This window comes from Isoptericola sp. Y541, assembly GCF_059445465.1.
The window spans coordinates 183,516-197,148 of record NZ_JCAIUJ010000004.1 but is presented as its reverse complement, the minus strand read 5'-3'; the positions used below and the strand labels follow the sequence as shown (position 1 = coordinate 197,148).

Genomic DNA, 13,633 nt, shown 5'->3' with positions numbered 1-13,633 from the left:
GTAGATTGGGCGCGATGTCCGACGCCACCACCGCCTCCGTCCCGGTCGTCCCCGCGCCCGGCGACGCCCCGCGCAGGATCCGCGTCGCCGTGCTCTTCGGCGGCCGCTCCGGCGAGCACGCGATCTCCGCCTTGACCGCCAGCGGTGTGCTGCGCGCGATCGACCGCGAGCGGTACGACGTGGTGCCGGTCGGCATCACGCGCGAGGGTCGCTGGGTGGTCGCCGCCGACGACCCCGAGCGGTGGCAGATCGCCGACGGCCGCCTCCCCGAGGTCACCGCCGACTCCGGCGCCGAGGTGGTGCTCTCGCTCACGCAGGGGGAGAGCACACTGCGGGTGCTGGAGCACGGGCAGGTGCCGGGGGTGCTCGGCGAGGTCGACGTCGTCTTCCCGCTGCTGCACGGCCCGTTCGGCGAGGACGGCACCCTGCAGGGGCTGCTCGAGCTCGCGGACGTGCACTACGTCGGCGCGGGCGTGCTGGCCTCCGCCGTGGGCATGGACAAGCACTTCATGAAGCTCGTGCTGGCGGGCCAGGGCCTGGCCATCGGCCCATACGTCGTCATCCGCCCGCAGGACTGGGAGCGGGACCGCGCGGCGAGCCTCGCCGCCGTGCGGCCGCTCGGGCTGCCACTGTTCGTCAAGCCGGCGCGGGCGGGGTCCTCGCTCGGCATCACGCGCGTGGACGACCTCGCCGACCTGCCCGCTGCCGTCGAGGCCGCGCGCGAGCACGACCCCAAGGTGATCGTCGAGGCGGCGAACGAGGGCCGCGAGATCGAGTGCGCCGTGCTCGGCGGTCGCGACGGAGCGCCGCCGCGGGCGTCGCTGCCCGGCGAGATCGTCGTCGACCACGACAGCCATGCGTTCTACGACTTCGAGGCGAAGTACCTGGACGAGGCGCACGTCGACCTGCGGTGCCCCGCCGACCTGCCCCCGCACGTGCTCGAGGAGGTGCGCGACATCGCCGTGCGGACCTTCGAGGCCATTGAGGCCGAGGGGCTGTCCCGCGTCGACCTCTTCGTGACCCCCGACGAGCGTGTGGTCGTCAACGAGATCAACACCATGCCGGGGTTCACGCCGTTCTCGATGTACCCCCGGATGTGGGAGGCCTCGGGCGTCACCTACCCCGAGCTGGTGGACGAGCTCATCCAGCTCGCCCTGCAGCGCCCCACCGGCCTGCGCTGACCACCGAGGTAGTCCCGGATCCCGCGAGGTAGTTCGCATCTCCGCGAGGTAGTTCGATCGGGGCCGAGGTAGTTCGCGCTATGGCAGCACGCTGCGGCCGATGTCGCCCGGGTTGTAGGCGACCTCCCAGCGGAAGCCGTCCGGGTCCGCGAAGTAGCCGGTGTACCCGCCCCACTCGCGCTCGACCGCGTCGGCGACGCTCGCCGCGCCGGCCCGCCGCGCGTCGTCGAGCACGACGTCGACCTCCGCCGTCGTCGCGACGTTGTGCGCGAGCGTGACCGGCGGCGTGCCGCCGCGCGTGACCGCGCCGATCTCCTCGGTCGCGAACGACTCGGCCCACAGCGACAGGACGAGGCGATCGCCCACCCGGAACATGAGCACCTCGCCAGGCGCCTCCAGCTCCGGATCCCAGCCCAGCCCGTCGACGTAGAAGCGGCGGGTGGCGGCAAGGTCGCCGACGACGAGGGTGATGAAGCTCACGCGCTGGTCCATGGGCGCCACCCTTGCACGGGGCTCCGACAGCTGACCAGCGAGGTCAGGTGCACTCGGCGGTCTGCTCGACGGTGCTCACGGCCTGCGCGAGATCCCCGACGAACGACGTCGAGTGGCCGGCGGTGACCGACGGGGGCACCACGACCTCAACCGCGGGCTCGCGCCCGTAGGTGGTGAACCGCCAGGTGCCGTCGTCGCCGGCCTCGACGATCCAGTCGATGGTGCCGGAGCCCGACTCCACCTGCTGGCAGTCGGTCGACGGCCCGGGCGGCGTGACCCCGCAGCGCAGGGTGACTGCGGCGCCGGGCTCGCCCCACGCGGCGGTGGCCTGCGCGGTGGTCTCCGCCTTGTCCAGGTCCCCGGCGAGCACGTCCGGCAGCGCGAGCATGACGGGCGCGCACGCGGGGTTCGCGGCGTCCTCCGCCGGGGTGACGCCGATGGTGGTGGCGCACGCGGCCAGCGGGACGACGAGGACGCACAGCGCGGCGGCGCGGGCGGCGCGGCCGGACATCAACGGGCGGAGCACGGCGCCCACGCTACCGGGCGGGATGCGCCCGGTCACCGCCTACAGTCGTGCCCGTGACCGACGCCACCCGCCCGCTCGTGCGCGACCTGTCCGAGGACGAGCTGCTCGCCCGGATCTTCCCTCTGCTGTCCGCCGGCTCCGCGACGCTCCTCGGCCCCGGCGACGACGCGGCGGTGGTGGCCGCGCCCGACACACGGTTCGTGGTGACGACCGACGTGCTCGTGGAGGACCGGCACTTCCGGCGGCGCTGGTCCGACGGGTACGACGTCGGGGTGCGGGCGGCGGCGGCGAACCTCGCGGACGTGGCAGCGATGGGCGCCCGGCCGACCGCGCTCGTCGTCTCCCTCGTGGTCCCCGGCGACCTGCCGGTCGACTGGGTGACCGGCCTCGCGCGCGGCCTCGAGGAGACGTGCGCCCCGGTCGGCGCCGCCGTCGTCGGCGGCGACCTGTCCGGCGGCGACGCCGTGGTGGTGGCGGTCACCGCCCACGGGGACCTGGAGGGTCGTGACCCGGTGACCCGGTCGGGCGCGAGGCCGGGCGACGTCCTGGCCTATGCGGGCCGCCGCGGGCTGTCGGCCGCGGGGCTGGCCCTCCTCGACGCCGGTGCCGCGGCGCCGGCCGACGGCGCGCGGGTCGAGACCGGAGCTCCGGAGCGCGGGCCGCTCGGGGAGTGCGTCGCGGGCTATCTGCGCCCGGAGCCGCCGCTGGCGGCCGGCCCGGAGGCCGCGCGGCACGGCGCCACCGCGATGCTCGACGTCTCGGACGGGCTGCTGCGCGACGCCGGCCGGCTGGCGCGCGCGAGCGTCGTGCGGATCGACGTCGACACGGCGGGCCTCGCAGCCGACGTGGACCGGCTGGCGCCGGCCGCGCGGGCGCTCGGTCGCGACCGCGATACCGCCCTCGCCTGGGTGCTCTCCGGAGGCGAGGACCACGGCCTGCTCGCCGCGTTCGCGCCGGGCGCGGAGCTGCCGGGCGGGTTCCGCAGGATCGGTACGGTCGGGCACGCGGTGCCCGGGAGGCGCGGCGTCACCGTGGACGGCGAGGCCCCGGGATCAGCCACGGGTTGGGATCACTTCGCTGGTTGAGCCTGTCGGAACCGCTGGTTGAGCCTGTCGAAACCGCTGGTTGAGCCTGTCGAAACCGCTGGTTGAGCCTGTCGAAACCTGGTCTCGACAAGCTCGACCGGCGGGCATCCGACAAGCTCGACGGCGGGCATCCGACAAGCTCGACGGCGGGCATCCGACAAGCTCGACCGGCGATGCGTCAGCCTCGGCGGTAGCGGACCTCGGTCACCGGGGTGTCGCCGATGTCGTCCATCCGCTCCACGCCGTCGGGCTGGAAGCCGTGCCGACGGTAGAAGTGCCGCGCGCGCTCGTTCTGGGACAGCACCCACAGCGACATCGGGACGCCGTCCGGCACGTCGGACAGGACGGTCCGCATGAGGTCGCGAGCGACCCCGCGGCCCCACGACTCGGGGTCGAGGTAGATGGCGTAGAGCTCGAGGTCGCCGTTCTCGGCGTCCTCGTCGCGGGAGGGTCCGAAGCTCGCGAATCCCAGCAGGCGGCTGTCTCCCTCGGCAACCAGCGTCGTGCGGGAACCTTCATCGAGGATCTGCTGCCACTGCACGGCCCGCTCCGAGACGTCGAGCGAGTCGAGATACTCGGCCGGCAGCACGCTCGCGTACGCGCCCTTCCAGGACGTGACGTGCACCTGGGCGATCCGCCCGGCGTCGGACACGTCGGCGGGCCGGATCTCCACGTCGCTGTCGGTCTGCACGATCATCTGCCCAGGGTGCCACGTCCACACACCATCAGCCAAGACTGGTTGGTGAAAGCTTCACGAATTCTTTGCCGATGGCGGCGGTGGACCGGGCGGGGCACACACCAGGTGTGCGGGCACAGCGAGACGCCCGCCGGGATGATCCCGACGGGCGTCTTGCGGAAAACGTCGCAAGCACCGGGCACGGCCGGTGCGAGGCTCAGGCCTGGCGCGTGACCTTGCCGGCCTTGAGGCACGAGGTGCAGACGTTGACCCGCTTGGGGGTACCCGCGACCACGGCACGCACGCGCTGGATGTTGGGGTTCCAACGGCGCTTCGTGCGGATGTGGGAGTGCGAGATGCTGTGCCCGAAGCCCGGGCCCTTGCCGCAGACGTCGCAGTTGGCAGCCACGGTCTCTCCTGAATCGTCGTGACACGTCCCGCGCCAGGGCAGCAGGACGTGAACTCGGTAGTTTGGGGGAGCCCGGGACCACCCGGGCAACCACACAAGGGTAGCCGATCTGTGGAGTGCCCCTCAACGTGGGGCCGGTCACGGCTACCGTGGGGGCGTGCAGCAGCCCGAGCCCCTCGACGCCGCCGTCGTCCGCGCCTGGGTGCGCATCACCGTCGAGGCCCTGGCCACGGCCCGCGCCGAGCTCGACCGCGCGAACGTCTTCCCCGTGGCCGACGGCGACACCGGCACCAACATGTACCTCACGGCCCGGGACGCCGCGGCCGCCGTCCATGCCGCGCCCGCGACCGCCGGTGGCGCTCGGCTGCTGCGGTTGGCCGCGCGGTCCGCGCTCCTCGGGGCCCGCGGGAACTCCGGGGTGATCCTCAGCGAGTGGCTGCGCGGGCTCACGGTCGCCGCCACCCGGGGCGACAGCCTTGCCATCGCGCTCGACGTCGCGGCCCGGACGGCGCGCCAGGCCGTGGCCCACCCCGCGCCCGGCACGATCCTCACCGCCGCGGAGTCCGCGGCGGCCGCGGCCAGGCATGTCGAGGCGGGAGGGATGGTCGGTCCACCCGGTGCCCCGGTCTGGCTCTCCACGATCGACGCGGCGTACCGCGGCGCCCGCGAGGCGGCGCTGCGCAGCGTGGGCGCGCTGGAGCCGCTGCGCACGGCGGGGGTGCTCGACGCGGGCGCGTGCGGCCTCGTACTCGTGCTCGCCTCCCTGGCCGCGGCGCAGCGGGGCGCCGCCGAGGGCGTGTCGGAGGCTGGCGGCACCATGGCGCCCGTGCTGCTGGACATCGACCTGCATATCGACGGGCACGGTCACGGGGACCCGGCTTCCGGGGGGTCCGTGCCGGGCGCCGACGAGGCATCCGCCGACGACACCGACGTGACCCACGTGGGCCACGCGGTCGGCGACGGTCCGGCCGACGACGTCGAGCTGATGTTCGTCCTGGAGCGATCGGCGTCGGCGGTCGGCTTCCGCCCGGGCGCGGTCGCCGACGCGCTCCGCGCGGACCTCGACGACGTCGGCAGCTCCGTGGTGGTCGTGGGGGGCGGCGACGAGAGCGACGACGCCGAGCGATCCCTGTGGCAGGCGCACGTGCACACCGCCGACCTCGATGCTGCGCTCGACGTGGCGCGGCGGTGGGCCTCGCGTGGGGCGGTGTCCCGCGTGTCCGTACGCCACCTCGCCGTCCCGCCGGACCGCTGGGCGGTCGTGGTCACGACGGCGGCCCCTGCGCTCGCCGCCGAGCTCGCCCGTGCGGGCGCCGTCGTGGTGCTGGACCTGGACGTCCGCCCGACCGCGGTGGACCTGGCCGCCGCGGCGCTCGGAGCGGGCGCCCCCCGCGTGCTCGTGCTCGCGCCCGAACAGCTGCTGGACGGGCTGGCCGACGGCTCGCGGGCCGAGGCCGAGGACCCGGCCGAGATGCCCGAGATCGTGCGCGTCCCCGCGCCCGTCGACGCCCACCTCGTCGCGGGGACGTCGGCGCTGGCGGCGGCGCTCGACGACACGCAGGAGGGGGACGTCGACGTCCCCGCGGTCGTCGGGTCCGTCGTCGCGGGGCTGCGGGTCGGCGGCGGCCCGGCGGTCACCGTCGGCGCGATCGTCAAGCGGCTCGTCGCGGGGTCCCCGACCGCCATCGTGACCCTGCTGCCGGACGACGACGTGCCCGATGCCACGATGGAGATGCTCGCGGTGCGGGCGGCCGAGGTGTCCGGCGGCGCGGACGTGGTCGTCATGCGCACCGGGCGCCCCGGGGGGCACGTGGCGATCGGCGTCGAGCCGCACCAGCCGCAGCAGCCGTTCGCTGTGGAGGCGACGGGGGACCGGCGGTGACCGGCCGGGAGTCGGAGGCCCTGACCAAGGTCCTGGGCGCCCGTAGCGCCGGCCCGCTCGCCAAGCTGGGGCTGACCACGGTCGGGGACCTCCTGCGCCACTACCCCCGCCGGTACGGGGACCCGGGCACGCTCACGGACATGGACCGGCTCGCCCTGGGGGAGCACGTCACGGTCATGGCGCGCGTCGCCCACGCGACCATGCGCACGATGCGCTCGCGGGCGGGGGCGATGCTGCAGGCGGTCGTGACGGACGGCCGCCACGAGCTGGCGCTGACGTTCTTCGCGAAGCGCGCCGGCGCGCTACGTCCGCACGAGGAGAAGCTGCGCCCCGGCCGGGTCGGCCTGTTCACCGGCGTGGTCAGCGAGTACCGGGGCACGCGGCAGCTCACGCACCCGGACTACGTGCTCGTGGGCGTCGATGCGGACGACACCGAGGCGGCGATGTTCGAGGCGAGCCGCCCCATCCCGATCTACCCGGCGTCGTCCTCGGTGCCGAGCTGGCGCATCCAGAGGGCCGTGCGCACCGTGCTCGACCCGCTGACCGAGGCCGACGTCGAGGAACCCGTGCCGGCCGAGGTGCGGGCCCGGCTGGGCCTGCCGGGCCGCCTCGACGCGCTGCGCGCGATCCACGCACCCGACGACCAGCCGACGTGGCAGCGGGCGCGACACCGGTTCCGCTTCGAGGAGGCGTTCGTGCTGCAGGCGGCGCTCGCGCAGCGCCGGGCCCACGCGGCACAGGAGGAGGCCACCGCCCGCCCGCCCCGGGAGCCGGGCGAGCCGAGCCTGCTGGCCGACTTCGACGCCGCGCTGCCGTTCACGCTGACGGACGGGCAGCGGTCGGTCGGCGAGGACCTGGAGCGCGAGCTCGCGCAGCCGCGGCCGATGCAGCGGCTGCTGCAGGGCGAGGTCGGCTCCGGAAAGACGGTCGTCGCGCTGCGCGCCATGCTCCAGGTGGTCGACGCCGGCGGGCAGGCGGCGCTGCTCGCGCCTACCGAGGTGCTCGCGGCGCAGCACGCCCGCACCCTGCGCACGCTGCTGGGTGACCTCGCGGAGGGCGGGCTGCTCGGCGGCGCGGCGCATGGCACCCGGGTGGCGCTGCTGACCGGCTCGCTGGGTGCGGCGGCCCGCAAGGAGGCGCTGCTGCAGGCGGCGGGCGGCGAGGCCGGGATCGTCGTGGGCACGCACGCCCTGCTCGGCGAGCAGGTGCAGTTCGCCGACCTGGGCCTGGTCGTGGTGGACGAGCAGCACCGGTTCGGCGTCGAGCAGCGCGACTCCCTGCGGGCCAAGGGCCGCGTGGCGCCGCACCTGCTCGTCATGACGGCCACCCCCATCCCGCGCACGGTCGCGATGACCGTCTTCGGGGATCTCGAGACGTCATCGCTCACCGAGGTGCCGGCCGGTCGCGCCGGGATCACCTCCCACGTGGTGCCCGCCGGCAACCCCCGCTGGATGGAGCGCACCTGGACGCGGGTGCGCGAGGAGGTGGACAAGGGGCACCGCGCGTACGTCGTGTGCCCCCGCATCCACCCCGACGCCGACCTGCCCGCCGGCGGGGCGAAGGCGCGCGACGACTTCGACGACGTGCCGGACCTGCTCGAGCTCGTCGACGCCGAGGGCGCCGCGGGCGACCGGCCGCCGCTGCGCGCCGTGCTCGAGGTCGCGGAGATGCTGCCCGAGACGCCGCAGCTCGCGGGGGTCGAGGTGGGCGTGCTGCACGGGCAGATGGCGGCCGCCGACAAGGAGTCGGCGATGACGCGCTTCGCCGCCGGCGAGGTGCCGGTGCTGGTCTCCACGACCGTGATCGAGGTCGGGGTCGACGTGCCCGAGGCGACCGTGATGGTGGTGTTCGACGCCGACCGCTTCGGCCTGTCCCAGCTGCACCAGCTGCGCGGGCGGGTCGGGCGCGGATCGGCGCCGGGCCTGTGCCTGCTGGTGTCGACGGCGCAGCCAGGCACGCCCGCAGCGGCACGCGTCGAGGCGCTCGCGGAGACGACGGACGGGTTCCGCCTCGCGACGCTCGACCTCGAGCTGCGCTCCGAGGGCGACGTGCTCGGCGCCGCGCAGTCGGGCCGGTCCAGCTCGCTGCGGCTGCTGCGGGTGGTGCAGGACGCCGACCTCATCGGCGAGGCGCGCCGCGAGTCGTCGGCGGTGGTCGACGCCGACCTCGAGCTGGGTGCCCACCCCGAGCTGCGCGCGGCGATCGAGGCGCAGCTCGACGACGAGCAGGAGGAGTTCCTCGAGCGTGCCTGACCCCGGGCGCGGGCTCATCACGTCCGGCGTGCGGCGGCGGATACGCTCGGCCGCATGACGAGGATCGTGGCCGGCCGGTTCGGCGGGCGCACCCTGCAGGTGCCGCCGAAGGGCACGCGGCCGACGAGCGACCGGGTTCGCGAGGCGATCTTCTCCCGGCTGGAGCACCTCGACGTCCTGGAGGGCGCCCGGGTGCTCGACCTGTACGCGGGCTCGGGCGCGCTCGGGCTCGAGGCGGCGAGTCGGGGTGCGGCCGAGGTCGTGCTCGTCGACGCGGCCCGCAAGGCGGCGGACGTGGCACGTCGCAACGTGGCCGTGCTCGGCCTCCAGCGAGAGGTGCGCGTCGTGGCGGACACGGCGGAGCGATTCGCCGCGGGCGCGGCCCCCGCCGTCGAAGCCGCCTCGGACCGGGGGTTCGATCTCGTCTTCCTCGACCCGCCGTACGACGTGCCCGAGGACACGCTCGCCACCGTCCTGGGCCACCTCGCCGCGCCGGGGGTGCTGGCGCCGAGGGCCGTCGTCGTCGTCGAGCGGTCGGGCCGCAGCCCCGAGCCCGTGTGGCCCGCCGGCCTGGCGGCGTTCGCCCGCAAGGACTACGGCGAGACGGCCGTGCACTACGCCGAGCCCGAGCCTCTGCCCGCAGACGGCGAGCCGACGTCAGCCCGCTGAGCGCGGGGCGTACCGCTCGTCGCCCTCCAGGGTGCCCACGGGCACGGCGGCGAGCGCCCCGGCGTCGGCGGGGTCGACCAGCGACACCGACTCCCCGGACGCCGCGTCGAGCAGCCGCCGGGCGCCACGTCGTCGGACAGCGACCCCTCGCAGGCCGCGAGGTGCTGGGCAAGGAGCCGGCGCACGGGCTCGGCGGGGACTGCGGTCGACCCGTCCTCCCCGAGGGCGACGAGCAGCATCGCCGGGACGCGAGGCGAGCCCGCCCCGCCCATCCCCGGCTGGAAGTAGGGCAGCGCCAGCACGCGTGCGCCGTGCCGCGCATAGAAGCGCAGCCGGGCGGCGGGGTCCCCGTGCTGCTCGTGCGCGTCGTGGTGGCCCGGGTGCTCCACCTCGGCCAGCACGAGCGCCGGGCGCAGCTCGTCGCGCCAGCCGGCGACGGACCGCGACAGGAGGTGCCCGCCGACCCCGCCCCCGCGACCGCCGGGTGCCATGGCGAGGTAGTCGACGAGCAGCACTCGCGTGTCCGGCGACCACGACGCGACGATCCCGGCCACGACTTTCCCGTCGCGCACCACGCCGTAGGCGATCTGCGCGCCGGAGGTGATGCCCTCCCGCAGGTCGTCCAGGGGCATCAGCTCCGCGGGCGGGAACGACGGCGCGAGCACGTCGTGCCACAGCGAGGCGACCTGGTCCGCGGTGTCGAGGCGAACGACGTCGGGCATGCCCACATGGTGTGCCCGGATCGGGGCAGCGGCACCCCGACGGGGCTCCCCGGGATCGCGCCACCCCTGTACTAGCGTGACCGCGTGAGCATCGCCGTCTGCCCCGGGTCGTTCGACCCGATCACCCTGGGCCACCTCGACATCGTGCGGCGCGCGCGTCGCATGTTCGACGTCGTGGTGGTGGGCGTGGCCCGCAACGCCGCCAAGAACGCGTTGCTGGCGCCGGAGCAGCGGGTGGAGCTTGCCCGCGACGTGCTCGCGGCCGACCCGGAGACCGCCGACGTGCGGGTCGAGGTCGTGCCGGGACTTCTCGTCGACTTCTGCCGGGAGGTCGGGGCGGTCGCGGTGGTCAAGGGGCTGCGGGGCGGGGCCGACTTCGACTCCGAGCTGCCGATGGCACTCATGAACCGGCACCTGACCGGCGTCGAGACGGTCTTCGTGCCCGGTGAGCAGCGCTACGCGCACGTCGCGTCGTCGCTGGTCAAGGACGTGGCCCGGTTCGGCGGGCCCATCGACGACCTCGTGCCGCCCGGGGTCGCCGACGCGGTACGTGCGGCGCTGGCCAGATGAGCCGGACCAAGGAGCAGGGATGAGCGAGACGACCGAGACCACCCCGACGGGCGGTCTGCTGGAGATCCTGGACGACCTGGCAGCGTTGGTCGAGAACGCGAGGTCGGCGCCGCTGTCGACCAACGTCAAGCTCGACCGCGACCAGGCGCTGGGGCTCGTGGACGAGCTGCGCGACGCGCTGCCCACGCAGGTCGCGCGGGCGGACGAGGTGCTCGCCGCGGCCCGGGACAGGCTGGACGACGCGCACCGTCAGGCGGAGGAGATCGTCGCCTCCGCCCGCGCCCGCGCGATCGAGCTGGTGCAGTCGGAGCAGGTCGTGGTGCAGGCCGAGTCGCGGGCGGCGGAGATCGTCGCGGAGGCGGAGCGCCGGGCGGCCGGGCTGCGCACCGACGCGGACGCGTACTGCGACGGCAGGCTCGCCGACTTCCAGCAGGACCTGGACGCCCTGTCCGGCCAGGTGCAGGCCGGCCGGGAGAAGCTTGCCGAGCGCCTTGACGAGCGGTCGCCGCGCGTGCGGTGGGACGCGGTGGCCGACCCTCGTTGGCCGGAGGGCAAGCCGTCCTGAGCGCGTGCCTGACCACGAGCTCGACGGCCACGGCGTGAGAGGCGGGTCACGTCCGGGCGTGCTGCGACCCGTCGCCACGATGGCCTAGACTAGGTCGCTGGCCCGAGTTCGGGCCGCCCCCCACCTGCCTTACAGTCCCTGGAGCCTGCCATCGCCACCGCGAAGCCCTCACCGCTCGTGCTCGACACGCACGTGCTGTCGCGGCGACCCGGAACGATGACTGAGGTCGCGCGCGTCGTGCCCGCCCCGGCGGACATGGGTACCGCCGTCATCGGCGTGCCCGAGGGCGACGACCTGACCCTGGGCCTGCGGCTCGAGTCGGTGCTGGAGGGGGTGCTGGTCTCCGGCGTCGTGCGCGGCACGGCGGTGGGGGAGTGCGTGCGCTGCCTCGACCCGGTGTCCCGGCAGGTGACCGTGCACGTGCAGGAGCTCTTCACCTACCCCGAGAGGGCGCAGGCGGCGGAGGACTCCGGCGACGACGACGCCGAGGACGAGGCCGTGCTGGTCGACGACCTGGCCGACATCGAGCCGGCGGTTCGGGATTCGCTGGTGACTGCACTACCATTTCAACCGCTGTGCCGTCAGGACTGCCCTGGCCTGTGCTCCGTCTGCGGGGCGCGGCTGGCCGAGGATCCTGACCACCATCACGACCTGGTCGACCCTCGTTGGTCGGCACTGCAGACCATGCTCGAGGAGTCGAGCGTGTCCGACGAGACGAAAGAGAGCTAGCCGTGGCTGTTCCGAAGCGCAAGATGTCGCGCAGCAACACCCGGGCGCGTCGCTCGCAGTGGAAGACCACCGCGGCCGCCCTCACCACGTGCCCGAACTGCAAGGGGCAGAAGCTGTCCCACGCCGCGTGCCCCACCTGCGGCACCTACAAGGGCCGCCAGTACGCCGAGGCGCTGCGCACCGAGCACGCGGGCTGACATGCCTGCACCCGGCACCCGGCCGCGGCCGGAGCCGACCGCTCTCCTCGAGAAGCTCGGGGTCCGACTGGACCCCGAGCTTCTCGTGCTTGCCCTGACGCACCGCTCCTTCGCGCACGAGGCCGGGGGCATCCCGACCAACGAGCGCCTCGAGTTCCTCGGCGACACCGTGCTGGGGCTGGTCGTCACGGAGGCCCTGTACCGGCGCCACCCCGACCAGTCGGAGGGCGAGCTGGCGAAGATGCGCGCGGCCACGGTGTCGCAGCGCGCCCTCGCCGCGATCGCGCGCGAGCTCGACCTCGGCGGCTATGTGCTGCTGGGCAAGGGCGAGATCCGCACCCGGGGGTTCGACAAGGACTCGATCCTCTCGGACACGGTGGAGGCGCTGATCGGCGCGACCTACCTGTCGCACGGCCTGGAGCCGGCCCGCGAGCTGGTGCACCGCCTCGTCGACACCACGCTGGAGGCGGCGGCCGACCTCGGCGCCGGCCTGGACTGGAAGACGTCGCTCCAGGAGGCCACCGCCGTGCGCGGGTTCGGCGCGCCCGTCTACGAGGTGACGGGCGAGGGGCCCGAGCACGCGCGCGTCTTCCACGCCCAGGTGACGGCAGGTCCGGTGCTCGGCCTCGGCACGGGCTCCGCGAAGAAGCACGCGGAACAGGCCGCCGCCGAGGAGGCGTACCGCGCGCTTCAGGCGCTGCCGGTGCCCGCCGCTGACACCGGTGCCTGAGCTCCCCGAGGTCGAGACCGTCCGCGACGGTCTCGACCGCTTCGTCGTCGGCGCCGTCGTGCGCGCCGTCGAGGTGTTCCGCGACTACTCCGTGCGCCGCCACGACGGCGGCCCCGCCGGCTTCGCCGACCAGCTGCGCGGCCGCCGGCTCGCGGCCGCGGTGCGTCGGGGCAAGTTCCTCTGGCTGCCACTGGTCGAGCCCGTCTCGTCGGTTGAGCCTGTCGAAACCATGCCCGGCGCGGCGCTGCTCGCCCACCTCGGCATGTCCGGCCAGCTGCTGGTGCGTGACCCCGCCGTCGCGGGGGACTGGGCGCACCCGCACCTGCGCGTCCGCCTGCATCTGACTGGCGCTCCCTCGGGCTCCACCTTCCTCGACTTCGTCGACCAGCGCACGTTCGGGCACCTGCTGGTCACGGACCTGGAGCCCACGCCCGACGGCGCGCCCGGCGGGTTCGGCAGCGTTCTGCCCGCCGTGCCGGAGCCGGTGGCGCACATCGGCCGCGACCCGCTCGACCCGGCGTTCGACCTCGACTCCGTCGTGGCCGCGATCCGGCGGCGCCGCACCGGGATCAAGCGCGCGCTGCTCGACCAGACGCTGCTGTCCGGCGTCGGGAACATCTACGCGGACGAGGCGCTCTGGCGCGCCCGCCTGCACTTCGCCCGCGCGACGGACCGGCTGCGCCCGGTCGAGGTGCGCCGGGTGCTCGACGCCGCCACGCAGGTCATGACGGACTCCCTGGCGCAGGGAGGTACGAGCTTCGACTCCCTCTACGTCAACGTCAACGGCGAGTCCGGGTACTTCGCCCGCGGCCTGGCGGTCTACGGGCGGGAGGGCGAGCCGTGCCCGCGGTGCGGCGCGCCGGTGCGCCGGGACGCGTTCATGAACCGCTCGTCGTACACCTGCCCCGTCTGCCAGCCGCGGCCCCGCCAGGGTCGCTGGTAGCCGTA

At 74.8% G+C, this 13,633-nt stretch carries 16 protein-coding genes; 11 read left to right on the top strand and 5 right to left on the bottom strand.

Annotation, left to right across the window (positions count from 1 at the left end; genetic code table 11):
• Window positions 1–14: 14 nt before the first annotated feature.
• Entirely contained in the window at window positions 15–1,181 is a 1,167-nt protein-coding gene (locus AC1C2V_RS11140) for a D-alanine--D-alanine ligase family protein (RefSeq protein WP_495389678.1), read from the top strand.
• A 78-nt stretch (window positions 1,182–1,259) separates the two neighbouring features.
• Here AC1C2V_RS11140 and AC1C2V_RS11135 read toward each other — a convergent pair whose 3' ends face one another.
• Together AC1C2V_RS11135 and AC1C2V_RS11130 are read right to left on the bottom strand one after the other, a co-directional pair.
• Window positions 1,260–1,673: a VOC family protein gene (locus AC1C2V_RS11135; RefSeq protein WP_495389677.1), complete on the bottom strand. Its 414-nt coding sequence runs from the start codon at window positions 1,671–1,673 to the stop codon at window positions 1,260–1,262.
• Window positions 1,674–1,716: 43 nt separating this feature from the next.
• Entirely contained in the window at window positions 1,717–2,199 is a 483-nt protein-coding gene (locus tag AC1C2V_RS11130) for a DUF3515 family protein (RefSeq protein ID WP_495389676.1), read from the bottom strand.
• A 53-nt stretch (window positions 2,200–2,252) separates the two neighbouring features.
• Here AC1C2V_RS11130 and AC1C2V_RS11125 point away from each other — a divergent pair, with 53 nt between their 5' ends.
• The gene (locus AC1C2V_RS11125; RefSeq protein WP_495389675.1) at window positions 2,253–3,284 is read left to right on the top strand and encodes a thiamine-phosphate kinase; all 1,032 of its coding nucleotides are present in this window, start codon (window positions 2,253–2,255) and stop codon (window positions 3,282–3,284) included.
• A 178-nt stretch (window positions 3,285–3,462) separates the two neighbouring features.
• Here the strand turns inward: AC1C2V_RS11125 and AC1C2V_RS11120 are convergent, their stop codons facing one another.
• Complete coding sequence (locus tag AC1C2V_RS11120; protein WP_495389674.1) at window positions 3,463–3,981, bottom strand: GNAT family N-acetyltransferase; 519 nt, start codon at window positions 3,979–3,981, stop codon at window positions 3,463–3,465.
• A 196-nt stretch (window positions 3,982–4,177) separates the two neighbouring features.
• A complete protein-coding gene (rpmB, locus tag AC1C2V_RS11115; protein ID WP_069984843.1) occupies window positions 4,178–4,369 on the bottom strand; it encodes a 50S ribosomal protein L28 in 192 nt (63 codons plus the stop codon).
• Between the two features lie 157 nt (window positions 4,370–4,526).
• On the opposite strand from rpmB, the gene AC1C2V_RS11110 reads away from it, so the two are divergent.
• The 3 genes from AC1C2V_RS11110 to rsmD are packed head-to-tail and all read left to right on the top strand — an operon-like array spanning window position 4,527 to window position 9,172.
• On the top strand, window positions 4,527–6,251 hold the full coding sequence (locus AC1C2V_RS11110) for a DAK2 domain-containing protein (RefSeq protein WP_495389673.1): 1,725 nt from the start codon (window positions 4,527–4,529) through the stop codon (window positions 6,249–6,251).
• Window positions 6,248–8,503, top strand: coding sequence for an ATP-dependent DNA helicase RecG (locus AC1C2V_RS11105; protein ID WP_495389672.1), 2,256 nt, complete (start codon window positions 6,248–6,250; stop codon window positions 8,501–8,503). The genes AC1C2V_RS11110 and AC1C2V_RS11105 overlap by 4 nt, the downstream gene beginning before the upstream one ends.
• Window positions 8,504–8,557: 54 nt before the next feature.
• Window positions 8,558–9,172: a 16S rRNA (guanine(966)-N(2))-methyltransferase RsmD gene (gene rsmD, locus AC1C2V_RS11100; RefSeq protein ID WP_495389671.1), complete on the top strand. Its 615-nt coding sequence runs from the start codon at window positions 8,558–8,560 to the stop codon at window positions 9,170–9,172.
• Here the strand turns inward: rsmD and AC1C2V_RS11095 are convergent.
• On the bottom strand, window positions 9,118–9,894 hold the full coding sequence (locus tag AC1C2V_RS11095) for a hypothetical protein (protein ID WP_495389670.1): 777 nt from the start codon (window positions 9,892–9,894) through the stop codon (window positions 9,118–9,120). The genes rsmD and AC1C2V_RS11095 overlap by 55 nt on opposite strands.
• A gap of 84 nt (window positions 9,895–9,978) precedes the next feature.
• Between AC1C2V_RS11095 and coaD the strand changes: the two genes are divergently transcribed.
• The 6 genes from coaD to mutM all read left to right on the top strand — a co-directional run bounded on the left by coaD (window position 9,979) and on the right by mutM (window position 13,628).
• A complete protein-coding gene (gene coaD, locus AC1C2V_RS11090) occupies window positions 9,979–10,464 on the top strand; it encodes a pantetheine-phosphate adenylyltransferase (RefSeq protein WP_495389669.1) in 486 nt (161 codons plus the stop codon).
• A 19-nt stretch (window positions 10,465–10,483) separates the two neighbouring features.
• Window positions 10,484–11,029, top strand: a complete 546-nt coding sequence (locus AC1C2V_RS11085; protein ID WP_495389668.1) for an ATP synthase subunit B family protein — start codon at window positions 10,484–10,486, stop codon at window positions 11,027–11,029.
• A 216-nt stretch (window positions 11,030–11,245) separates the two neighbouring features.
• Window positions 11,246–11,758, top strand: a complete 513-nt coding sequence (locus AC1C2V_RS11080; protein WP_495389667.1) for a YceD family protein — start codon at window positions 11,246–11,248, stop codon at window positions 11,756–11,758.
• Window positions 11,759–11,760: 2 nt separating this feature from the next.
• A complete protein-coding gene (rpmF, locus tag AC1C2V_RS11075) occupies window positions 11,761–11,955 on the top strand; it encodes a 50S ribosomal protein L32 (RefSeq protein WP_495389666.1) in 195 nt (64 codons plus the stop codon).
• A gap of 1 nt (window position 11,956) precedes the next feature.
• Window positions 11,957–12,685 (top strand): ribonuclease III, encoded by a 729-nt coding sequence (rnc, locus tag AC1C2V_RS11070; protein WP_495389665.1) that lies wholly within the window; start codon window positions 11,957–11,959, stop codon window positions 12,683–12,685.
• On the top strand, window positions 12,678–13,628 hold the full coding sequence (gene mutM / locus AC1C2V_RS11065; RefSeq protein ID WP_495389664.1) for a bifunctional DNA-formamidopyrimidine glycosylase/DNA-(apurinic or apyrimidinic site) lyase: 951 nt from the start codon (window positions 12,678–12,680) through the stop codon (window positions 13,626–13,628). The genes rnc and mutM overlap by 8 nt, the downstream gene beginning before the upstream one ends.
• Window positions 13,629–13,633: the final 5 nt, after the last annotated feature.

What these genes read in the sequence shown, in the direction of transcription:
- AC1C2V_RS11095 (WP_495389670.1), bottom strand. Translation starts at nt 9,894, where the DNA reads ATGCCCGACGTCGTTCGCCTCGACACCGCGGACCAGGTCGCCTCGCTG.
- AC1C2V_RS11080 (WP_495389667.1), top strand. Translation starts at nt 11,246, where the DNA reads ATGACTGAGGTCGCGCGCGTCGTGCCCGCCCCGGCGGACATGGGTACC.
- AC1C2V_RS11140 (WP_495389678.1), top strand. Translation starts at nt 15, where the DNA reads ATGTCCGACGCCACCACCGCCTCCGTCCCGGTCGTCCCCGCGCCCGGC.
- AC1C2V_RS11120 (WP_495389674.1), bottom strand. Translation starts at nt 3,981, where the DNA reads ATGATCGTGCAGACCGACAGCGACGTGGAGATCCGGCCCGCCGACGTG.
- AC1C2V_RS11085 (WP_495389668.1), top strand. Translation starts at nt 10,484, where the DNA reads ATGAGCGAGACGACCGAGACCACCCCGACGGGCGGTCTGCTGGAGATC.
- rsmD (WP_495389671.1), top strand. Translation starts at nt 8,558, where the DNA reads ATGACGAGGATCGTGGCCGGCCGGTTCGGCGGGCGCACCCTGCAGGTG.
- AC1C2V_RS11135 (WP_495389677.1), bottom strand. Translation starts at nt 1,673, where the DNA reads ATGGACCAGCGCGTGAGCTTCATCACCCTCGTCGTCGGCGACCTTGCC.
- rnc (WP_495389665.1), top strand. Translation starts at nt 11,957, where the DNA reads ATGCCTGCACCCGGCACCCGGCCGCGGCCGGAGCCGACCGCTCTCCTC.